Here is a 20780-nt window from a genome sequence, read left to right as displayed (position 1 = left end):
CTTCATCACCTCAAAACAGCTTTTGGAGGCGCGTCTTCAACTCGTCGAACCATCCCTTGCCGCTTTTGCCACCAGCCGACTTTTGCTCAATGGACTTCACCTGATCGAAGATGGGTTCGAAATCCGCCTTCTTGCCATAACCCAGGATCTGCGCCAGCTCGATTTCCGTGCGCACGTAGGCCAGCAGGGCGCTGAGCTCCTCGCTCTGTTTGGCATCGCGCTTGTCGGTCTCGGCCAGCTTTTCCGCTTTTGCCATCGCGGCTTCGGCCCGTAGCACGGGCAGAGGAAAGGCGACCGAGGTCACCACCAGCGTGTTCAGTGCTCGGGCGAGTTCCGCCTTGGCGTCGTCGATCTTGCCGCTGTCGATGAGCCGTGCGGCCGACTTGATCGCTGCCGGGTACGTTGCCATCGGCAGGTTGTCGGTTTCGATCACGATTTCGCTGGCAAGATTGGCGACGATGGGCCGTGCCTTTTGCACCTCGCCATCATCCAACAACTCCCGAGACAACTTGACCGCTTTCTTGACCGATTCCACGTCGGCGTGGATGTCATGGGTGATGACGCTTACATCGACGGGCGCCAAAGCAAGTTTTGGCTCACGCGCCAATACCAGTTCCAGCTTTCCGCTGGCCAGTTCCAGCGCAGCGAGCGCCTCCTTGGTCTTCTTTGCATCAAGGAGGATCAATGCCTCATGGGTCTTGGCCAGCGCAGTGATTGCATCTTGGGCGAGTTCGGCGCGCTTTTTCGCGGCTTCCCGGGCGACCTTGTCATCTACCTGTGGCTGCGCCGCCTTGGATGCGGCAGAGGGTGCTGCAGCACCTGGGCTAGAACCTGCCGCTGATTGGGCCAGAGCCGGTCCGCTCAGTCCGACGACGACCGCCAGGGCAAGTGCGGAGAAGATGTATTTTGGCTGTTTGATATTCATGATCTTGGGCTCTTGATTAAAGTTAGTTGACTGAGATTTCAATCTGTTTCGGTTTGGCTTGCTCGGCCTTGACAAGCCGCACTTCCAGCGCGCCGTCTTTCATCGAAGCCGTCACCTTGGTCGGATCAACGTTGTCAGGCAAGACAAAGCTGCGCACAAAGCGGCCATACGCACGTTCGATGCGGTGGAACTTCTTGCCCTGCTCCTCTTTCTCCAGTTTGCGCTCGCCGCTGATGGTGAGCACACCGTTTTCCGCGCTGACGCGCACGGCATCCTTGGGGACCTCCGGCAGATCCAGTTTGAGGATGAATGCGTTCTCATCCTCGCTGATGTCCACCATTGGCGCCCAGTCCGCCGTGGTCATGGCTTCGTTGCTGGTACGGGCGCCCTGTCGCTGGGGTGTCCGTCCCAACATCGTCGCCAGGCGGTCTTGCAATTCATCCAGTTCCCGGAAGGGGTCCCACGGAGTCAATGCAGACATATCGGTTCTCCTTGAACAATGCCGGTGAATTGGATGACGCACCGAACAGAGCCGCCGGCTCACTCTGAATAGCGCCTATTACTTTTCGTTTCTATCAAGAACAGGCCATGAGCAAGAATAGTCCATGAAGCAATAGCGCATGCCCTATCTCGTGATAGGCCACGGTTTCCCGCTCCTTCGGATTGAGCACACGGTTCTTCCTTTCCAGGCCGGCCACGATGCGCTCGATTGCGGCGGTGAAGTCTTGTAGCTCCACAGCCTGCGCCTTGCGCTGCGTCGCGTTCAACGCTGTTTCGTTCACGAGATTGGCCAGATCAGCGCCGGAAAAGCCGGTGGTCAACGCCGCCACCTGTTCCAGATCTACACCGTGGGCCAGGGTGATCTTCTTGACATGGACCTTCAGGATATCCAGGCGACCTTTCTTGTCGGGACGGTCCACCAGCACCTGACGGTCGAAGCGACCGGCACGAAGCAAGGCCTGATCGAGGATTTCGGGGCGGTTGGTGGCGGCGAGGATGATCAGCCCGACCGAGCTGTCGAAGCCATCCATTTCGGTGAGCAACTGGTTCAGCGTCTGCTCACGCTCGTCGTGTCCGCCGGTCGGTCCTCCGACACCGCGTGCGCGGCCCAAAGCATCCAGCTCATCAATGAAGATGATCGCCGGCGCCTGCCCGCGCGCCTGCTCGAACAGGTCGCGCACGCGCGCCGCACCCACGCCGACGAACATCTCGACAAACTCTGATCCGGAGATGGAGAAGAAGGGCACCGCCGCCTCGCCGGCAACAGCCTTGGCCAGCAATGTCTTGCCGGTGCCCGGTGGGCCCACCAGCAACACGCCCTTGGGAATGCGCGCCCCGAGCCGTCCATACTCCTGCGGATTCTTGAGGAAATCGACGATCTCAACCAACTCCGCCTTGGCTTCATCCACACCCGCGACATCGGCAAAGGTCACGCCGGTGTTCTTCTCCATGAATACCTTGGCGCGGCTCTTGCCGATGCTGAGAAAGCCGCCCATGCCCTGCTTCTCGGCGAAGCGGCGGAACAGGAAGAACCAGACGCCGAAGAAGACCACCGCCGGCAGAATCCAGGAGAGCACATCACGCAGCCAGGTATTTTCCACCACCCGCGCATAGGGCACGTCGTACTTGGACAGCCGCTCGGCCAGGTCGGGTTCGACACGGGTGGCCACGATGGTGGTCTTGCCCCGGCTGTCCGGCGATTTCAGGCGCCCGGTCACCGTGCGGTCCGCCACCACCACATCGGCGACGCGCCCCTCGGCCAACGCTTTCTCGAATTCGCTGTAGGGTACGGGCTCGACGGTCTTGGCCGCCTGCCAGTAGTTCTGCAGCGTCAGCAGCAACAGGACGGCGACGATCCAGTAGCCAATGTTCCATTGATCTTTCTTTTCCATGGGCAATGTTCCTAGCAAGTCGTGTCGCTAGAGAATGGGGGTGAACAGACGGGCCACCCCGTCGCGCAAGCGGATGGCCAGCGGGCGGGCGCGCAACGCCTTCGCCGATATCTCGCCCGACGCATCACGAGCGGCATCAAAAAGAGATTCCAGCCGCGTAGACAACGCGGTGTCGTACACCTCCACATTGAACTCGAAGTTGAGGCGCAAACTGCGCGCATCCCAATTGGCCGAACCCAGGCAGCACCACGCTCCGTCTACCAGCATCAGCTTGCTGTGGTCGAACGGGCCAGGCCGTTCGAAGATGCGCACACCGTGCTCCAGCACCTGCCAGTAGTGGGCGCGCGCGGCCCATTGCACCGTGGGATGGTCGCCGTTTGCGGGCGTCAGCACGTCGATACGCACGCCGCGCAACGCGGCCGTGCTCAGCGCCGCGATCATCGGCTGATCGGGGACGAAGTAAGGTGTCCAGATGCGCACCGAATGCTTCGCCGCGCTCAAAGCGCCCATGAAGGTCCAGCGCATCCGGTCCAGGGCTTCGTCGGGACCGGCCTCGATGCCGCGCGCCCAACTGGTTCCCGGCTCATCAGCCGTTACGGGCGGTTCGCCCCAGAAACCCTTGCTGAGCCGCTCGCCCGTGGTATCGCACCAATCATCGGTGAAGCTCCGCATCAGATGCTCCACCACCGGCCCGCGCAGACGAAAGTGCAAATCGTGACAGGCCTGGTCCGGCGCATCGGGCCGCCAATACGTGCTGCAGATGTTCATGCCACCGGTGAAACCTGTCTCGCCATCGATCACCAGCAGCTTGCGGTGATTGCGCAGATGCGCGGCATGCAGGCGCGCGGGAATCAACGTCGGGTTGAACGTCGCCGCCGGAACGCCGGCGCGTTGCAAGGCGCGGTAGGCGCTGCGGTGCGTCCAGCGGGCAGAGACGTCGTCGATCAGCACCCGCACTTGCACGCCGCGCTCATGAGCCCGGCGCAGCGCATCGACGAACTGCGCCCCGATGCCTTGGCTGTCGAAGATGTACGAGGTCAAGGCGACGCTGTACCGCGCCGATTCGATGGCGGCGAGCATGGCCGGGTAGGCCTGCTCGCCATCGACAAGCGGCTCGATGCGGTTGCCGCCGGTCAGCGACTGGCCGGTGGCGCGTCCCACCAGGTGGGCCAGACCGGCAAGTGGCGGCGATACAGCCTCGGGTATCGTGGGCGAGAGATCCTGCCGAACAGCAGGATCTGCCCCCGGGAAGAGCCGCCGCGCCCGCCGCTGGTAACGGTTGATGCCGAACAGCCCATACAGCAGCGAACCGCCCAGCGGCAGCAAGGCGATCAGCAGTACCCACAGCGTGGCCGATCGAGGGTCACGCTTGTAGATGACCGCATGCCCCGCTGTGGGGATAGCGACCGCCAGCGACACGAGGGTGGCTGCCCATGTCAGCCCATTGGGGTCGGACACGACAGCCTCCCATCGCTCAAGATTCGCCGTCCGCTGACTTCTTCTTGCGCGCAGGCTTGCGCGCAGGCTTGCTCGCGTCGCCAGGCGGTGCCTCGGCCACGTCCGCGGCATCGGGCTTTTCAGGCTCAGCCGACTTCGCGGGTGGCTCCTGGCGCTCGAAGACCACCCGTTCGGCCTTGTCGTCCCAGCGGGCGTTGGCGTGATCACCCTTGCCGATACCGCCACCCAGCATCTCGCGCGCCAGCGCGGTTTCCAGCTCGCTGCGGATCAGCCGCTTGAGCTCACGCGCGCCGAACTCGGGCTTGTAGCCTTCCTCCGCGAAGTGGTCGATCAAGGTCTGATCGAAGGTCAGCGTCACGCCCTGGCTGGCGGCGTTGCGGGCCACACGATCAAGCTGCAGGCCGACGATATGGCGGATCTCCTCCTTGCCCAGCGCATGGAAGACGATGATCTCGTCGATGCGGTTGATGAACTCGGGGCGGAAGTGTCCGCGCAGCACGTCCATCACCTCGGACTTGGTCTTCTCGTATTCCTCGCCGGCGGCGCCACCGGCCTTCAGCCGACGCTGGATGATGTCCGAGCCCAGGTTCGAGGTGGCGATGATGATGGTATTGGTGAAATCCACCACCCGGCCCTTGCCGTCGGTGAGCCGCCCGTCGTCGAACACCTGCAGCAGGATGTTGTAGACGTCGGGGTGCGCTTTTTCGATCTCATCGAGCAGCAACACGCTGTAGGGCTTGCGACGCACCTTCTCGGTGAGCTGGCCGCCCTCGTCATAGCCCACATAACCCGGAGGCGCGCCCACCAGGCGTGCCACGGCATGGCGTTCCCCGTACTCGGACATGTCGATGCGCAGCAGCGCACCTTCATCGCCATAGATGGACTCGGCCAGCGCCTTGGCGAGCTCGGTCTTGCCCACGCCGGTCGGCCCAAGGAACAGGAAAGTCGCCACCGGCTTGTCGCCTTCGCGCAGGCCCGCGCGCGACAACCGCACGGCATCGGCCACCGCGCGCACCGCTTCGTCCTGGCCCACCAGGCGCTCGTGCAGCCGCTGCTCCAGATGCAGCAGCTTCTCGCGTTCTTCCACCGTCAGCTCGTTGACCGGAATGCCGGTCAGGCGCGAGACGATCTGCGCGACATGCTCGGCCTTGACTTCGGCGCTGCCCGAGGCGCGCTCGCGTTCCCATTCTTCGATAAGCTTCTTGAGTTCGGCCTCTTTTGCCTCGATGCGCTTGCCCAGCTCGGCGGCCTTGTCGTACTGCTTGCGCGAGGCCATATAGTCCTGCTCACGCCGCAACTGGTGCAGTTCGGACTCCAGCTCCTGCACCGCCACTGGGCGAGCCGTGGCCGACAGCTTCACGCGTGCGGCCGCCTGGTCAAGCAGGTCGATGGCCTTGTCAGGCAAAAAGCGCGCGGTGATGTAGCGGTCCGACAACTCGGCGGCGGCGATGATCGCATCCTCGGTGATGCTGACCTTGTGGTGCGCCTCGAAGGTGTCGCGCAGGCCGCGCAGGATCATCATGGTCTGCGCTACCGTCGGCTCGGGCACCATCACCGGCTGGAAGCGACGCTCCAGCGCGGCGTCCTTCTCGATGTACTTCTGATACTCGTTGAGCGTGGTGGCGCCGATCAGGTTCAGTTCGCCGCGCGCCATCATCGGCTTGAACACGTTGGCCACGTCCAGCCCGCCTTCGCCGCCACCCTGGCCGGCACCGACGATGGTGTGCACCTCGTCGATGAAGAGAATCATCTCGCCCTGGTGCTCGGTCACTTCCTTGAGCACCTTCTGCACGCGCTCCTCGAACTCGCCGCGGTACTTGGCGCCGGCCACCATGGCGTTGATGTTGAGTTCGACCAGACGCTTGTCGCGCAGCGTCTCGGGCACTTCACCGGCGACCATGCGCTGCGCCAGTCCTTCGACGATGGCGGTCTTGCCGACGCCGGGCTCACCAATCAACACCGGGTTGTTTTTCTTGCGCCGGGCCAGCACCTCGATGGTGGTCTCGATCTCCTGCGCACGGCCGATGACTGGATCGAGTTTGCCCTCGCGCGCCATTTGGGTGAGGTCGCGCGAATACTTGTCGAGTTCCGGCGTGTTGGTCGGCGTCTCGGCGCGGCCATCCTCGGCCCCTTTGCCGACCACCTTGCTTACCTGCTGGCGCAGCGCTTGCGGCGTGAGGCCGTAACGGCGCAGCAGGTTGGCCGCCAAACCTTCGCCTTCCTCGGCGAGCCCGATCAGGAAATGCTCCGGCCCGACATAAGAGTGGCCGAGTTCGTTGGAGGCCACGAAAGCACGGCTGAGCGCGTCCTTGACCCGGGGCGACACGCCGATCTCGCCCTCGAACGGCTTATCGCCGCGCTTGGCTTCGGATTCGATCTGGCGCTTGAGGTCATCGACCTTGATCTTGAACTGCCCCAGGATGGTCTTGACCACGTCGCTGTCGGATAGCGCCAGCAGCAGGTGTTCGGTATCGACTTCGGCGCGCCCGAACTCTGCAGCGTGTCGGGCGGCCTCCTGCAATAGGGCCTCGGACTGTTCGCTGATACGGCTGGCCAGCCCACTGCCGCGGCGGCGCGCCGTGCCCGCCGTTGCGGGAGCGGATTCGCCGAAAGACGCATCGACCACTTCGTCGGCATCAGCCGCCACGGACGGTGCATCGTCACCGATGCGGAAGAAGTCGCTGCCGAGGAAGTCTTCGAACAAACCGCTGCGCGAGCCAAACAGAGCCTCCAGCGGCGAGACGGTGCGCTTTTGCTGGCGCGCCAGTTGGCGATAGTGATCGTCACACAACAGCATGGTGCTGTGGCGACCATTGAGATTGGCTTCCACCCGCACCGTGGCGGACTGGCCGCAGACTTGGCATTGTTTTCTGGTCATGCTGATGCTCCTGTAAAGATTGATTTGACGAGGCGCCACCGATCACGGCGCCTCGACCTTCACCTGGTTTTTTCGGAGGACGAGCCGATCGGCGTCAGCCGTTGATCGGGATCGAGCGGCCCTGCTTGGGAGCACTGGCCTCGCGCTTTTCCATCGTGATCGTGAGTACGCCGTTCTTGAAAGCGGCCTTGATCGTGTCTTGGTTGGCATCGGTCGGCAGGTTCAGAGCGCGCTGAAAGCTGCCGTAGCAGCGCTCCACCCGGTGGAAACCGCCGTCTTTCGTTTCCTGCTCCTGACGCTTTTCACCGCGCACCAGCAGCACGTCGTTGTCGAGCGTGATCTGGATGTCTTTTTCCTCGACGCCGGGCACTTCCAGGGCGATCTTGTACTGCTTGTCGGTCTCCTGGATGTCCAGCGCCGGCTTCAGCAGGCCCGGCCAGTCCGACGGCCAGCGTGGCATGGCCAGCGCCGGGAAACCGAAGCCTCGAAACGTGTCGTCGAAGAGGCGGTCGATCTCGCGGTGCAATTGCAGGATGGGACTGACGGGCCCACCCGCCACCGGCAGGTCATTGCGCTGCACGGGCAGCGAGGCAGTGCTCTGTTGTTCTTCCTGCTCCTTCTTGAACCAGTTCCAGGGAGCCAACTTCTTGAAATCAATGTCCATGTCATACCTCCAGAAGAAAAATTGAAGACTCTCGCTCGCTCCGTTTGCCTGCGGCGACGGACAGCGCGCCCAGACGACACGGAGTGTTCCGCTGACTTTGGCTGCTCATCTGTGCGTATCACCTCCTTCTTTCTGCCTGCTTGGATCTGATCATTGATCCATCGTTCGATTTCACTTTGACGAAACCGCCACGTCCCGCCGACCTTGAAGACCGGAATCTCCCCGTGCGAGGCGAGCCGGTAAAGCGTCCGCTTGCCGACTTTCAAGTAGGCAGCCAACTCGTCGAGTGTGAAGATCGCCTGCTGGCGCGCTGTCATACCACCCCCACAAGTTCCGTCGTCACGCGGCCTCGCCTGAGGAAGTTCTTGCAAGACTTTGCAAGGTATTGCGCTTACCAGGACAAACTTCAAGAGTCAATGTACAGCGATCTCCCGCCCCATTGATGCAGGTCAACTGCTCAGGCAAGGCGCAGCGGGGCGGCCTGATCAGGCCATGGACAGCGCATGGCTCGTCAGCCTGCGTGTGCCACAGGCGCCTCGATCAAACACCGATCCTCATGTTGTAGCCGAGTGCCCGCAGCCCCTTGCTCGTCTGCATGTTCCTTGGCGGAAACTCGTCTGGGCGCGCCCAGCCGACGATTTCCCCGAGGCTGCTCAGGCCAACGTGCGGAATTGCCCAGTCGTCGCTGCGGATCGCGTTCCAGAGTCGGGCCGAAACACTTCCGTTGCCCCAGACAACGTAGTTCAACAGTATCCGTCCTGCCAACACACCTTCCCGACACCGCCGCCGAAGGCCATGGCCCATCAAGCGGATTTTCCATGCCCCCTCAGCGCCGTACCTACAGCAAATCTTTTAAGGCCCAGGTCATTCAGGAGTGTTCTGAACCCGGTGCCTCCATCGCAGCTTGACTGTCTTGAGCATCTGCTCGACTCCCTGAGAATTACTTAATCGTTGCTCGACTGACTGGAGGGGGTGGTGGGCTTGGGAATGGAAAGTTCCTGGCTCACCTGCTGCAGAAACCACTCGCGCATGATCAACCCACGTGCCTTGAGTGCGGCGTAGATCTGCTGCTTTTGGGCAGGATCAACCTCGATCACAACGCGATTGCTAGTTTTCATAGGCTTGGGCACCTGGCTTGGGTCAGTAACGTGATGTGATGTTACGTCAAAGCAAGACCGCCTAGTAGCTGGTTAACAGAATCGCCCGAACCAGGCAGATGGCGACAGATGCAGCGCAACGGCCCACAGGTAAGGGAGATAGCTACCTGTGGTACTAGTGGTGCCACATGTTTGATTATTTTTTCCAGTTTTGCGAGCTTTGGTGAGATTGATATCTGGCAGTATCTGTTGCTTGGATTCTTTGTGAAGAAGTCTTGGTGATAATCCTCAGCCTCGAAAAATTCAGCTAACCTCTCTAGGGTGGTTACCACTGGGCTTTTCCAGGTGCCTTTTTTTTCGGTTTCTAGTATTGCGTTTTTCGCGATTTCTAGCTGTTCGTCGTTATTATAAAATATGGCGGATCGATATTGGGTTCCAGTATCTGCGCCTTGTCTGTTTAGAGTGGTTGGGTCGAATTTTCGAAGTCGCAAGATTTTTTCGTCAGCCTTTCATGCTTGAACTCAATATGACCGAATGCAGTTGGATCACTACTTCCCGTTTAGGATCTTCCGGTGCTGTCGCCGCCAGAATCTCTTCAAATTTCCCCAGGCCGAGTATGAGGTCTGCATCCGGGTAGTGTCGGAGCAGCCGTTTGGCTTCATTACGAAGGGGGTCAGAAATATCCTGGCTTCGGGATAGCTGACGCAAGAAGTCAGCAGTCTGAATCAGGCTGCGTGTGCGCTCATAAGGCAGAGTCAAGGCAACGCTCCATCTCTTAGGTGTCAATGCTTGCTTAAACTAGGGGCTAGCTGGCCTGTAATCCAAATGGTGATCCGGGCGAGCACAAGAGTGTGGTATGTTGCCATCGCTGCCCAAGAGCTTCCTCTCTCGACCGAACGTATCGATGACGAAACTTGGTTATGGTGGCCTCTCAGAGGCCACCCACCCTCCCCGCGCCCCCTGGCCTATAGCTTCAGCTATCCAGTTCGCATACAGACAGACCACTAGGGCGATCAGCTAAAAGCTGAGACTGTCATGCGGGCTTTGCTAGCTCGGCAACCTCTGTCTGGATCAGCTTCATGATTGTATCGGGTTCAGATACGGGCGCCTGCTTCAGGCGCGCAAGCACGAGAAGCGTCGCCGGCTCGACATCGAGAATGACTGCGATCTGCTCGATTTTGCCGATGGTAGGATTCCATTTACCGCGCTCGATAGTGCTGATGTAGCTCTGGCTTGCCCCCAGGTTTTCTTGGGAAAGCGCCCTCCTCTGTCGAATGTCCTTAATCACCAAACCCAGTGCTTCATTCAGTTCCACTTTGCACCCTCGCAAAAGGAACGATGAAGCCTTTTTGGATTCGAATGAGCTATGCTGTATATAGCTTAAATAATGAGATCCTTCGATGTTCACCACCTACAGAGTTCGGTATAAGACATGGGGGCAGCACCGTACCGGAAAGGTCAGGTGTTGCACTCAGTTTTTGCCGCCGCCAAGCATCAACCAGATAATCCGATGAGATGCCGGTCTGTCTCACTCTCATGCAAAGGTAAGATCAACCATTTAATCCGCTTACCCCAGAATAATAGGGAGTGCATATAAATGCATTTTTTGAATTTGCAGGTCACACAGGCAGAGCTCCTATCCGGCCTTATTTCCGTTTCCCAAACAGTTGCACAGATTGTGCTCGTCATGACCGTGGCGTGGCTCGTGTCCGCAGTGCTTTCGCGGGCCATCACACGCATCAGCAAAAGAACCCGCACTTCCAAGAGATCTGCAGATGAGGTCAAACGCATTGAAACATCTCTTCGTCTGATCCGTTTCGTCAGTCGGCTGGTCGTGTGGGCCTTGGCCGTGACCATTTCCCTCTCAATCCTTGGCATTTCTGTGGCACCGATCCTGACGACTGCGGGGGTAAGCGGCATCGCAGTGGGGTTTGCTGCGCAGAGCCTGATAAAAGACTATTTTTCGGGTTTGGTCTTGTTGCTGGAAGGGCAACTCCGCATCGGGGATATCGTGGATATTGGCGGTGTGGCAGGCCAAGTCGAAGAGATGACGTTGCGCTATGTGCGCCTGCGTCAACTCAATGGTGACGTGGTCTATGTGCCCAACGGAGCCATCACCAATCTGACAAATAAGACAACGGACTATTCGATGGCCGTAATCGATGTCGGTGTCGCCTATCGCGAAAACCTTCAGGAGGCATTGAACGTTATGGAGAGTGTCGCCCGTGAGCTAGCTTCGGAAACAACCTGGTCAACGAGAATATTAGCCGAGCCAGAGGTCTTTGGGGTCGAAACGTTGGGTGACTCTTCGGTTATCCTGCGTCTTCGCCTCAAGGTCTTGCCAGGTGAGCAATGGTCAATCCGGCGCGAATATCTGCACAGGATAAAACAGCGCTTCGACGAACTTGGCATCGAAATCCCTTATCCGCATCTGACGCTTTATGCCGGCCAGGACAAGGATGGAAAAGCCCCTGCCTTTCGGATCGAAGCTCCGGCTGGTGCCCAATGACACGGCCAAAATATACATATGAAGTGGAAAGAGATTTCTCGAACTGGGATGAAACGATTTTCGAGCGCTGTCTGCGGGATGGGTTCAATGTATTTGGCTCTGGACCAACCCCTATTCTCTTGCGGCCCGAAAAGGAGACCGAACCTGCCCCTGACACCCGTTCGCTAGGCAACGACAGCCATGATTAAGAAAGGCCAACCCATGAAGCCACCGGTAAAGACGAGCTTTCGCGGCAGGGACGTCGCCTACCTGGTAATTTCCATTGTTTTAGTGGGCGTAGGTTACGCAGCCTACCGCGGCTTATACTTTGTTGGTGAAAACGTTCCTTTTGCCCAAGAGATGATCCTAGTGTTCCTGGGTGCAGCTGCCACTATCTATCTGACAGCTGTGCTCCTCAATCGCCAGACTGAGCTTGAGTTAAGAAAAGAAGGGCAAGTTCTTCTTTTTCAACAAAAGCATGACACATATATGCGCGTCATCGAAAAGGTTGCTGAAATCGTGGAGCGTGAACGTCATGATTTTGCGCTCATTGATGAACTCAGGGTCATCAGCCACAAGCTTGCCGTTGTCGGCAGCGCGCCAGTTGTCGAAGCGTTCCGACGCGTTCTTGATCTGCTTGTTGATGGACTTGAGGATGGCCAGTTGAACGGCAATGACGCAGAACAGGTGATGCATGCCGTAGCTGAAGTCACGATTGCGATGCGTTCGGACATCAGCAGCGACAACGACCCTGAAGCGCTTCGGTCGGCTGCAGAAACGATCATGGCGAACTCACGCAAGATCGAGCGGCTGGACGACATCGAGCACTCAAAGTCCAAGCCAGACGCAAATGCAGCCAACAATAAACAGAAGAAAGGAGATTCGAAAGATTGATCTTGCCCAGCATGCCGAAATCCCGCTTGCGCCGATATTTGGAGACCACTATCAGATGTGGCGCTTCGTCGAGCTTGAGCAGCATCGACCTTGGTTCTGCGTGACGGTGAACAAAGGTGAGAACGGAGCAACATGGAGAACCATGCTGCTCATACCCACCGAGGAGGAGCTCGAGTCGATGTTGAGGGAGCTCGTGAAAAAGGCTCAAATCGAGGCGGTTCAGGTTGTTACACCTGCCCGGCTTAACGGCACTGGTGGGTGGCAGATAGAGCGGCTTTCCGAGCTTGTTCGAGTCTTTGATAGCAACATGAAGGTCGCAGGCTATGACTTCAAAACGGCCTCGGGAGCTACCTACTCCTTACCAAGTAGTCGTCCACTGGCACGGATGGTCTGCAGTTGCTCGCGGGCGACTAAAGAATGAGCTAGAAATAGCCCGACAAGAGAACATGAAAGCTAAGAAAGGTAAGCAGTCATCCCGCAGCTACCTCTTCTTTGTGGGTGTCCAGGATGCTAAGAATCTTGCGATTTTTCATGTGCTGGATCATCGACTCATTTGCACCGCACATGACGAACTGGTGTTCCCTCCACGAAGCTAGGCGCAGATCGGCGGAGCGGAGGTGCGGCTATGGAAGTCCCTCCTGCCGGCTGGGGATGAGCTGTAGCGCACTCAGCTGCCCTGGGAATACCCCCGTACTCTCGACATAGCGTAATGCGGATTGACCATCACTCCAGCCTACATACTGCATCAGCGCTTTGAGATCCCAGCCGCTGCGGGTAGCCCAAGTGGCAAAACCGCGACGCAGCGAGTGACTGCTGTAAAACTCAGCAGGCAATCCAGCTGACTGCAGTACGGCGCGCAAGAGTGGAACTACACTATTCGGGTGCAAGCCTTGCTCACCGAAGTGCCCCCAGCGGTCGATGCCTCGGAATACAGGTCCGCGTGCTATACCGGCGAGGCTGATCCAGTCGACGTAGGCCTGAACCGGACACAGCTTGGCCAACGCCGGCGCGCTATAGGTCTGGCCTTGGCTGTCCCGATCGCCTTTGCTCCAAGGCAGAAATAGCTGCATGCCCTCCCCGGCTCGCACCTGGATGTGTTCGACCTTCAAGCGGCATAACTCATCACTGCGAAATGCCCTCCAGAAGCCGATCAGGATTAGCGCGCGATCACGGCAACAGCGCAGCACCCTCGGCCAGTCGTCCTCAGCTCGCGCCCTTGCCTCAGTCTGAGCCAACCACTGCACGCATTGCTCGAGCTGGCGCAGTTGCAGCGGCTCAGCCTGCTTCTCCTGACGTGGATGTAGGGTACGGATGCCCTTTAATACCTGGCGAACCAGCGGGGTTTTGGTCGGATCCGGAAAGCCCTGGCTGATGTGCCACTGCGCCAGAGCTGCCAAGCGCAGCTTCAGGGTATTGCTGGACAGTGTGGCGGCGTAGTCGACCAGATAACGCACAATGGCATCGCTGGTCGCCGGTAGAAAGCCCCCCCAGGTCACCTCAAAGTGCTCGAGCGCTTGCTGGTAGCTGCGCCGAGTGTTGGCGCGGGTTCCGGCCTGCAGGTACCGCTCGATGTCCTGGCTCATCTGGACATATCCCCTTGGTGTACCGGTGAGCGACTACCAAACGACGAAAAAGACGCCTCACCTTGGATAATTCGTGATTATTATATCTGACAATAGGCCAAAATTCTCATTTAAATTTTTCAATAATCAGTATGTAATTACGTGGTACGTAAACCACTACGAAATCGTAGGAGCAAACCATGGCCCGCGGCGGCATCAATAAGGCACTGGTTCAAAAGGCCTACCAGGCGATCTTGGCTCGAGGCGGCAACCCAAGCATCGACGCGATACGGGTTGAGCTTGGAAATACTGGTTCGAAGACCACCATTCACCGGTATCTCAAAGAGCTCGAAGAAAGCTCCGGCCGGGACGGCGCTCCCCTCCCCCTCAATGAACAATTGGCCAACCTGGTAGGGCAGCTTTCCGACCAGCTCAAGGCAGATGCACAGGCTTCTGTAGCCAAAGAGCGCGAACAGTTAGGGCAAGAGCGGATCCGCTACCAGGCGCTAACTCAGCAGGCAGAAGCACGTTCGCTTCAGTTGGAAGATCAATGCAAAGAGCTTTCAGACCAACTCAAAGCTACCCAGCAAGCTCTCTCGTCCGAGCAACACCTACGGCAGGAGAATGAAGTTGAGCTCGCACGCCTGGCCCAGGCCAACCTAGACCTGGAAAGGCGAGTACAAGATCGTGATGCCCAGATACGATCGCTCGAGGACAAGCATCAGCATGCCCGAGACGCACTAGAGCACTATCGCCAAGCCAACAAAGAGCAGCGCGAGCAGGAACAGCGCCGGCACGAGTCTCAGGCACAACAACTGCAGCTAGAACTGCGGCAGCTGCAACAAACGTTGATAGTCAAACAGGATGAGCTAACCCATCTAAATCGCGACAATGCGCGCCTGCTTGCCGAGGCGCGACAGCAACAGAAAGATCAGCATGCGCAGCAACAGCTTCTCGCTCAGAGCACTAAAGCCCTGAAGGTGGCCGAGAGCACATTGGCCGGTACTGAGCGCACGAATGCAGCCCTGGAGGAACGCTGCCATAGCTTGCAAGAGGAAGTGACCCGACTTGGTGAACTCACCCTGGATCAGGCACAGGAAGCACAGAGTTTGAATGCCCGCCTAGCAGAAGCTATCGCGCAATTGAAATTGGTTGAGCAGACCAGCGGTATCACAAACAACTCCTGATCCCCCACACTAGATCAGAAGCTGAGTGGAGGTTGATATGACACTACCCTACGAACGCACCCGCTCAGTGGTGCTGACTAAGGATTTTCTCACTAGGCTCTCACAGGACACTGCTCTGCCAGAATCCATTCGTGATGAAGCCCGCCAACTGCTGCGCCACTACCCGAGCAAGCATGAAGTACTGCAGGCCGGCCTGAATGAAGAGCAATCTCCAGGCGGCGTACTTTCCCAGGCTGTCTTCAGCTCGAAGATGGAGCGCTGAAGAGCTGACGTCACCATGCCATCGACGGTACTGCATACGAACCAGGCCGGAAGGCCCTATTCAATCGTATGAGATACTAGCTACACGGCTCTCAAGCTCGCTACTTGTCGCTACCGTTTAAACGAGAATGTGGGCGTGATGGCTCAAGTTCACGTTATTGCAAAGAACTATATGGTAACTAAATTTGGCCTTTCTCACCAAGAATCGTTCTGACTCAATAACATATTGATAAATTTGTCTCGCCCCGCACTCTGAATCCCTAGGATCAAAGTTACGCACAAATTCAACACCCATACCGCGAGTCGTTGAGAAGTTCTCAATCATATCCATAAGGATTCCACCACCAGCGCCAATTCGAATTGCGGCACTGGACTCAGAATCAATCAGAAGTTTTATTTCACCCAAAATCTTGAGAAATAGCGTTTGGTAGAACCCATCATCAACACTGACTAGCCACGGGTGGACCATTGCGAGCCGTTTAATATGAGCAAACCCAAGCACCCCAATTGGCTCTTCGCTTAAATTATCCCCGTGACGAAATCTGAGTCTAAGCCGAAAATAACTGTAAGCAACGGCTAGCGGACATAGTGGGCATATGTAGCTGTCATCGGCTTGATAATCAAAAGACTTCTCAACCCTTCTCAAACACGACTCGTGACCGATTAAATATGTCTTTTCTATTTCAGCGCATATCCTGTGTAGGTGTGTCTCAAATTTTCTGAGCGCAAGCTCATCAACGTCATAAGGGGAACACTCATCTGCCCTCCAGTGATGAAGCTCAATCGATGATGATGTAACACCGCGATGGGTGGAAAAAAATGGATTTTCCACATTTAAAAGCTGCATTACAGCCCGGGTTAAGTCTTCGTCATCCTCGTAACACTTTAATCGGACTATTTTGTTAAAAGGATAGCCTTCCTCCTGCTTGGCCATGATTGCCCCAAACCATTTTTTCTGGGCGACCCCAGCCTCCTGCATCATTGCTCGAAGTGCATTATCACCTCTGTATGGCAGTTGATCTAGAGATGTTGGAATATGGTATCCACAGTCGGAGCAGCGGTGCCCAATGGATGGATGGGGAGTATCATTTAAGTGCAGCCTAGAGCAGGAATCGCACATTTTTTTCAAAGGCGAACCGTGCAATAAGCAGCGATCTACTTGCAGCACAAATGTAAAAGCTGAGTGATATCCAAGCGGCGCGCACTCAGCACAGTACCGGTGATGCTCATTAGACGGATAATAGCTCGAAGGAAAATGATCTTCTAACCCACTCGGCTTACATGCTGGAAGACCTAGTTCCGAGCGAGGGCGCACATAAAAGCACGAGTCAACCTTCGCAGAGTTAAATCCTAAAAGCTCCAAAGACTCAATCTCGGTAAGCGAATTAAATATTGCTAAATTTGAAACCATCCCCCCTACAGATTCAAACGGATAGGGGCCGGTTTTAAAAAACGACAGCCGCATCACACCACCCTGGACTTGCCACTGTAAGTACAGAAATCTTGTAATGAACTAGATTCAACCCCGGCCATTATCTGTGTATCCGTTAGAATCAAACCATCACGATCGTGAGAAGAGCACCACATGAGAATATATTTGATCGAAAACAAAACATGCTCCATAGGCAGGTTGTTTCTGTAGCTTCCGATCGCACAGCCAGTCAATGCAAGCCAAATTGGCTTTGCATATTTTTCCAGCCGAAACCCACTCGAAAATGCCATGGGGGCAAAGGCTTGTGTAAAAGTAATCCCAGAACCCGGCGGATACTCGGTAATAGAGTCATACCCTTTCAAAATTATCGTCAGATCATCAACACTGGAACAGCCCTTGAATATGATGAACTCACTCATGAACCTGGCAATTATTTGCCTCTGTTCGTTTGCATACAGCTCGTCGCGCAACTGGATCACTTCTGGCATAGCAAATGAAACAACAGTCATCTTGATGCCGACATTGTCAAGAGAGTTGTACAGGTCGGCTAGCTGATATAGATCTGCACTTCTCAAGCGCTGAAACTCGTCTATCAAGCATACATATTGATTGCAGTCGTTTTCTCGAACCCGAAGAACGATCCTATCTGTAAGTTTTTTGAAAATCGAAAGCCTTGTTTCGCGAGATTTTATAGGACAGTTTTCAATATCAGCAAGCTGACGGATAATGTTCGAGCAATTTAATCCCTCGCGGTTAATAACGGTTACCGAATTTACATATAGCTTAGGAAAGGCCGCCATTAGATAACCCTTCAGCGCCTTGCAGCATTGAGACTTTCCGAGTCGAGCTGGGCCGTAAAATATAACTCCCGTTTTTCGCATGAACACACGATCTTTGACGATTGAACTAATTCGTGAAATTTCGTTTGAGGCAATTAAAAATTGCGTTTCAATTACCGGATGATCGAGATCGAACATAGGTTGCCCTATCAATAATCGTCCTCATGCCCCGGAATCAACTGACCAGGTTTCAGATCAAAACCAATCATGCTCGTGACAGACTGGACTTTCACTTTCTCGACTGGTGTGGGAATTACGGGAGTTTCTTTTTCCACATTGCCTTCCGGCTCGAACTGCTCATCAAATAGTCGCTGCAACTCTAAATTAGTGCTTCGGTTTTTTGATGAAATTAGATGCTCACGATACTTCACAATAACATCGTCAATCATTGAGCACTCAAGCACCCGCTTTTCTATAGCTCTATTAATGAGCTTTCTGGTTGTAACACTGTGCTTGGAATGACGCCATATACCTTGAACGTGAAGTGTTCCGAAAAACTCACCGGAGATGTAGTACGCGTCGACCGCTCTATAGTCTTTCGGGTCGATTTTCACTCGCAGACGCTCCCCAATGAGCGAAGGCCGGTTCGCTAATTCGGCGCTCGTGTAATGGGCTTTGTCGAGTTGAATATAAGGCCGTATTCCCTTATTAATGCCTCCACGAACGGTGCATTGCTTGACATGGCTTGACAGTTCACTAACGGATTGCATCCTGTTCTGCAGTCGTGGAAAGATAAGCCCGTTTTCCCGAAAGAACTGCCTCATCACCTCAACAGGACTCAAAGAATAGTTCCGCCCCCTGCGAGGGGTAATGTTGTATGAAGCCATAAATACATCAACAACCTGCGAGGCCTCGTCGATATTGATTTGATATTTTTCAGCGTTCTCTATCGGTGCCTCTGATCTGCCATTCCATGGATTACTTCCTGTGCTTGAGGGTATAAGGTGCAAGAATCTTTGGCTTGCTTGTCGAAACAGGCCTTCAATTTGAGAACGACGCTCAGGTCTTCCAAGCTGACCGTAATTTATAGAGAACCCGAGGATATTTCTGGCATTACTAGAAACGAGCGCGGCATGATGCGCCATTGCATTATCTAAGTACAAACAACCCCACAGCGCCCCCCTCGACTCTTCGATTAAGTAGCAAGGCATCCCAGCCCCTTTAGGGTATTCCAGGCCAGGTACGTCCAGCTCACTGATTGGTTCCCATCCTCCAACTGATGCGTCACATATCAAATCAAGTATGTCTTGCGCTCGCACCTCACTGCTAAAGACAAGCCGATAAGCAAGTGCTGCCTCAGATCTGCTTTCAACTGCGGCAATTAACCAAAATCGATTAATGACAGTTGTGGTAGTTAGGTTAGGCTCAGGGCGTACCGCAAGAGAGAAAAAGCCATCAATTTTATACGCATCTATTTCAACCACATCAAAAGGTGCACTGGCAACTATCAATGGTTGCATTCCGTTGCCAACCTGTAGGTGAGCTTTACCTCCTACATCTGCAATAGCAAAGACTGCTTTTTCGAAATCCTGATTCAGGATCGAATCTATTAGCTTTAGAATTGTTCTTTTCCCGGCGCCCTGCACCGAAAAAGGCCACTCTGCATCTGTAACACCGTCCTCTCTTAAAAGGTTAAGGAACTCAGCATAGTAATAGCTTTTCTTGTATTTTAATCCACGGAATGCTGTCGTCCCCTGTTGGAGAACACGTTTTACAAATTTACGGAACGCATCAGGATGTTTTGCAATAGTGAGGCCCAATATACCGCTGAGACTTCCTTGCTGCTCGCTACGCTTGCTTTGCTCTATATTTGTTCTGGTGTATTGTTTAATTCGTTTGTTCGGTAGTAGGGCAGCCTCTCCATGGTACACACCAAAGTCATCAAGTGTCGTAAATCTACGAACTAGTCGACACACTTCTTGCGGCTTCAGTCCTGTGTAGGTTTCAATTTCCTTAAGGGCTTGCCCCTCCAGTTTTAGCTTTACCGCTTCCCTTCTGAGCAAAAAAATATTTTTATCTAGTTCTTTAAGGCAGGCTTCGTCTACCCGCCCATACCCACAGCGATTCAAAGATTCCCAGGTTATTGAAGACTTCATGACACCAATGTCCACTTGGTGTTTTTTGCGAAAAATGCGCTTTCAAATTCGACTGCTATCTTGCCTAAAGAGTAATGCTGACAAAACAGGTATAGAAGCGCATCTTGGGAGTGGTTATTCAAGTGTCTTAGATATTCGCCGAGCGTGCCTGAAGCATGGCCTATAAAATAATCTGCAACATCCAGATTAATTGCTGGAGGGATAAAAAAGTGCCTGCCTGCTGCCAAGCAGGCCGCCACCTTTAGTAGCGGCATGATGCTGCTTGCTTTAGGCGCAAAGTCATCATCATTAAAAACTCGATATTTTACGCCAGCTGCTTTTGCAAGTTCGCGCTGAAGTTCTATTTGTGGTGTCGATTCCGCGTCTTTGTCGAAGCTTCCCTCCTTTATCTCATGCCACTCTATTGCCCCACCCCGCACTATCACCTCAGCATCGAGAATGGTTCTCTTCGCACCAGGCTCCGGTGATTGACTACGCGATTGTGGATTCAGGTCGAAACGGATTACGTCGGGATTGAACTCTAAAAACAGGATCCAATGCGCTAATTCCCGATCGCTACTAAGCGAAAAATCTTGATCGCATTTTGCGCTATATACCCGCCATACGTTCCCGAACACTTTTCCGCGCTTCGTGAACGCATGCACCTTGCTTTGCTTACCCATATCTAGACAGCCCCATAAGGCCATTTCGATTAAACGAATCGCCTGCAAAACCTCTCTGGTTTCACATTAGCAATAATAAGGATGGCCTTATATAATGATTCGAAATATCTAGACTTTATTCCAATACCTTTTGGGAAATTATCCCAATTGGAATCTGTAGTTCATTTTTTTCTTGAGGAGGCTTTACTGACTGAAACGCTGTATGAGAAGATGCTAAATATTCTAGATTTACTTAATGTAGCGACTATAACTCATTGATTTTGCTGCGCGGTCCAGTGTTGGAAATTTAGAAATGTTAGTTCAGATCGCTATTCCCTCTCTGGTATTCGTTTAGCCACGATCAGCACGCGCTCGCTGCCGCGGGATGCTTATACTCGCCACAATTCTGCCAGGAAGTTGAACATGAGCAGCATCGAAGAACTCAACGCGCAATCGCTCAAGGGGC

20 protein-coding genes and 2 pseudogenes are annotated in these 20780 nt (G+C 55.2%); 5 read left to right on the top strand and 17 right to left on the bottom strand.

The features are described from left to right. Nucleotides 1-10: 10 nt before the first annotated feature. From yfdX1 to ACN0V1_RS20180, 12 genes and pseudogenes are all read right to left on the bottom strand, one after another. On the bottom strand, nt 11-925 hold the full coding sequence (gene yfdX1, locus ACN0V1_RS20235; protein ID WP_329033458.1) for a heat resistance protein YfdX1: 915 nt from the start codon (nt 923-925) through the stop codon (nt 11-13). A 22-nt stretch (nt 926-947) separates the two neighbouring features. Then, on the bottom strand, nt 948-1406 hold the full coding sequence (gene hsp20-GI, locus ACN0V1_RS20230) for a small heat shock protein sHSP20-GI (RefSeq protein WP_053461217.1): 459 nt from the start codon (nt 1404-1406) through the stop codon (nt 948-950). 130 nt (nt 1407-1536) lie between these two features. After that, a pseudogene (locus ACN0V1_RS20225) lies at nt 1537-2817 on the bottom strand (ATP-dependent metallopeptidase FtsH/Yme1/Tma family protein); the annotation flags it as partial. Between the two features lie 27 nt (nt 2818-2844). Beyond that, on the bottom strand, nt 2845-4275 hold the full coding sequence (gene cls, locus ACN0V1_RS20220; RefSeq protein ID WP_395764774.1) for a cardiolipin synthase: 1431 nt from the start codon (nt 4273-4275) through the stop codon (nt 2845-2847). 16 nt (nt 4276-4291) lie between these two features. Then, nucleotides 4292-7153 carry a heat shock survival AAA family ATPase ClpK gene (gene clpK, locus ACN0V1_RS20215; RefSeq protein WP_417546701.1) on the bottom strand — a complete coding sequence of 954 codons (2862 nt, stop codon included), beginning with the start codon at nt 7151-7153 and terminating at the stop codon, nt 4292-4294. Nucleotides 7154-7247: 94 nt separating this feature from the next. Next, nucleotides 7248-7817 (bottom strand): Hsp20/alpha crystallin family protein, encoded by a 570-nt coding sequence (locus tag ACN0V1_RS20210; protein ID WP_023657737.1) that lies wholly within the window; start codon nt 7815-7817, stop codon nt 7248-7250. A gap of 44 nt (nt 7818-7861) precedes the next feature. Further along, nucleotides 7862-8134: pseudogene (locus ACN0V1_RS20205) on the bottom strand (helix-turn-helix domain-containing protein); the annotation flags it as partial. A gap of 223 nt (nt 8135-8357) precedes the next feature. Continuing rightward, nucleotides 8358-8621, bottom strand: coding sequence for a hypothetical protein (locus ACN0V1_RS20200; protein WP_417546700.1), 264 nt, complete (start codon nt 8619-8621; stop codon nt 8358-8360). 140 nt (nt 8622-8761) lie between these two features. After that, on the bottom strand, nt 8762-8935 hold the full coding sequence (locus tag ACN0V1_RS20195) for a hypothetical protein (protein ID WP_162962398.1): 174 nt from the start codon (nt 8933-8935) through the stop codon (nt 8762-8764). A 41-nt stretch (nt 8936-8976) separates the two neighbouring features. Next, entirely contained in the window at nt 8977-9405 is a 429-nt protein-coding gene (locus ACN0V1_RS20190) for a peptide-methionine (S)-S-oxide reductase (RefSeq protein WP_417546699.1), read from the bottom strand. 10 nt (nt 9406-9415) lie between these two features. After that, a complete protein-coding gene (locus tag ACN0V1_RS20185; protein ID WP_121404346.1) occupies nt 9416-9673 on the bottom strand; it encodes a BPSL0761 family protein in 258 nt (85 codons plus the stop codon). 274 nt (nt 9674-9947) lie between these two features. Beyond that, nucleotides 9948-10229: a helix-turn-helix domain-containing protein gene (locus ACN0V1_RS20180; protein WP_240441489.1), complete on the bottom strand. Its 282-nt coding sequence runs from the start codon at nt 10227-10229 to the stop codon at nt 9948-9950. Between the two features lie 282 nt (nt 10230-10511). On the opposite strand from ACN0V1_RS20180, the gene ACN0V1_RS20175 reads away from it, so the two are divergent. The 3 genes from ACN0V1_RS20175 to ACN0V1_RS20165 all read left to right on the top strand — a co-directional run bounded on the left by ACN0V1_RS20175 (nt 10512) and on the right by ACN0V1_RS20165 (nt 12717). Then, on the top strand, nt 10512-11423 hold the full coding sequence (locus ACN0V1_RS20175; protein ID WP_000545589.1) for a mechanosensitive ion channel family protein: 912 nt from the start codon (nt 10512-10514) through the stop codon (nt 11421-11423). Between the two features lie 180 nt (nt 11424-11603). Then, on the top strand, nt 11604-12296 hold the full coding sequence (locus ACN0V1_RS20170; protein ID WP_023205312.1) for a hypothetical protein: 693 nt from the start codon (nt 11604-11606) through the stop codon (nt 12294-12296). Further along, on the top strand, nt 12253-12717 hold the full coding sequence (locus ACN0V1_RS20165; protein WP_417546698.1) for a hypothetical protein: 465 nt from the start codon (nt 12253-12255) through the stop codon (nt 12715-12717). The genes ACN0V1_RS20170 and ACN0V1_RS20165 overlap by 44 nt, the downstream gene beginning before the upstream one ends. Before the next feature lie 202 nt (nt 12718-12919). Here the strand turns inward: ACN0V1_RS20165 and ACN0V1_RS20160 are convergent, their stop codons facing one another. Then, complete coding sequence (locus tag ACN0V1_RS20160; RefSeq protein ID WP_121404371.1) at nt 12920-13879, bottom strand: site-specific integrase; 960 nt, start codon at nt 13877-13879, stop codon at nt 12920-12922. A 179-nt stretch (nt 13880-14058) separates the two neighbouring features. On the opposite strand from ACN0V1_RS20160, the gene ACN0V1_RS20155 reads away from it, so the two are divergent. After that, nucleotides 14059-15045, top strand: a complete 987-nt coding sequence (locus tag ACN0V1_RS20155) for a DNA-binding protein (RefSeq protein WP_417546697.1) — start codon at nt 14059-14061, stop codon at nt 15043-15045. Between the two features lie 37 nt (nt 15046-15082). Further along, nucleotides 15083-15307 carry a BPSL0761 family protein gene (locus ACN0V1_RS20150; protein WP_121404376.1) on the top strand — a complete coding sequence of 75 codons (225 nt, stop codon included), beginning with the start codon at nt 15083-15085 and terminating at the stop codon, nt 15305-15307. A 117-nt stretch (nt 15308-15424) separates the two neighbouring features. Here the strand turns inward: ACN0V1_RS20150 and ACN0V1_RS20145 are convergent, their stop codons facing one another. Genes ACN0V1_RS20145 through ACN0V1_RS20130 form a run of 4 tightly spaced genes read right to left on the bottom strand, consistent with a single transcriptional unit; the run spans nt 15425 to nt 20335 of the window. Continuing rightward, entirely contained in the window at nt 15425-16771 is a 1347-nt protein-coding gene (locus tag ACN0V1_RS20145; protein WP_417546696.1) for a hypothetical protein, read from the bottom strand. Next, on the bottom strand, nt 16771-17715 hold the full coding sequence (locus ACN0V1_RS20140; protein ID WP_417546695.1) for an AAA family ATPase: 945 nt from the start codon (nt 17713-17715) through the stop codon (nt 16771-16773). Before ACN0V1_RS20140 ends, ACN0V1_RS20145 begins: the two co-directional genes overlap by 1 nt. A gap of 11 nt (nt 17716-17726) precedes the next feature. After that, nucleotides 17727-19673: a hypothetical protein gene (locus ACN0V1_RS20135; protein WP_417546694.1), complete on the bottom strand. Its 1947-nt coding sequence runs from the start codon at nt 19671-19673 to the stop codon at nt 17727-17729. Further along, a complete protein-coding gene (locus ACN0V1_RS20130) occupies nt 19670-20335 on the bottom strand; it encodes a hypothetical protein (RefSeq protein WP_417546693.1) in 666 nt (221 codons plus the stop codon). The genes ACN0V1_RS20135 and ACN0V1_RS20130 overlap by 4 nt, the downstream gene beginning before the upstream one ends. Nucleotides 20336-20780: the final 445 nt, after the last annotated feature.

The organism is Marinobacter sp. (genome assembly GCF_048266785.1).
In the GTDB taxonomy this organism is placed as follows: Bacteria; Pseudomonadota; Gammaproteobacteria; order Pseudomonadales; family Oleiphilaceae; genus Marinobacter.
Note: the sequence above shows the minus strand (reverse complement) of the source record. Positions and strands in the feature narration are given on the sequence as shown.

What these genes read in the sequence shown, in the direction of transcription:
- yfdX1 (WP_329033458.1), bottom strand. Translation starts at nt 925, where the DNA reads ATGAATATCAAACAGCCAAAATACATCTTCTCCGCACTTGCCCTGGCG.
- hsp20-GI (WP_053461217.1), bottom strand. Translation starts at nt 1,406, where the DNA reads ATGTCTGCATTGACTCCGTGGGACCCCTTCCGGGAACTGGATGAATTG.
- clpK (WP_417546701.1), bottom strand. Translation starts at nt 7,153, where the DNA reads ATGACCAGAAAACAATGCCAAGTCTGCGGCCAGTCCGCCACGGTGCGG.
- ACN0V1_RS20210 (WP_023657737.1), bottom strand. Translation starts at nt 7,817, where the DNA reads ATGGACATTGATTTCAAGAAGTTGGCTCCCTGGAACTGGTTCAAGAAG.
- ACN0V1_RS20200 (WP_417546700.1), bottom strand. Translation starts at nt 8,621, where the DNA reads ATGGGCCATGGCCTTCGGCGGCGGTGTCGGGAAGGTGTGTTGGCAGGA.
- ACN0V1_RS20195 (WP_162962398.1), bottom strand. Translation starts at nt 8,935, where the DNA reads ATGAAAACTAGCAATCGCGTTGTGATCGAGGTTGATCCTGCCCAAAAG.
- ACN0V1_RS20175 (WP_000545589.1), top strand. Translation starts at nt 10,512, where the DNA reads ATGCATTTTTTGAATTTGCAGGTCACACAGGCAGAGCTCCTATCCGGC.
- ACN0V1_RS20170 (WP_023205312.1), top strand. Translation starts at nt 11,604, where the DNA reads ATGATTAAGAAAGGCCAACCCATGAAGCCACCGGTAAAGACGAGCTTT.
- ACN0V1_RS20165 (WP_417546698.1), top strand. Translation starts at nt 12,253, where the DNA reads ATGCAGCCAACAATAAACAGAAGAAAGGAGATTCGAAAGATTGATCTT.
- ACN0V1_RS20160 (WP_121404371.1), bottom strand. Translation starts at nt 13,879, where the DNA reads ATGAGCCAGGACATCGAGCGGTACCTGCAGGCCGGAACCCGCGCCAAC.
- ACN0V1_RS20155 (WP_417546697.1), top strand. Translation starts at nt 14,059, where the DNA reads ATGGCCCGCGGCGGCATCAATAAGGCACTGGTTCAAAAGGCCTACCAG.
- ACN0V1_RS20150 (WP_121404376.1), top strand. Translation starts at nt 15,083, where the DNA reads ATGACACTACCCTACGAACGCACCCGCTCAGTGGTGCTGACTAAGGAT.
- ACN0V1_RS20145 (WP_417546696.1), bottom strand. Translation starts at nt 16,771, where the DNA reads ATGCGGCTGTCGTTTTTTAAAACCGGCCCCTATCCGTTTGAATCTGTA.
- ACN0V1_RS20140 (WP_417546695.1), bottom strand. Translation starts at nt 17,715, where the DNA reads ATGTTCGATCTCGATCATCCGGTAATTGAAACGCAATTTTTAATTGCC.
- ACN0V1_RS20135 (WP_417546694.1), bottom strand. Translation starts at nt 19,673, where the DNA reads ATGAAGTCTTCAATAACCTGGGAATCTTTGAATCGCTGTGGGTATGGG.
- ACN0V1_RS20130 (WP_417546693.1), bottom strand. Translation starts at nt 20,335, where the DNA reads ATGGGTAAGCAAAGCAAGGTGCATGCGTTCACGAAGCGCGGAAAAGTG.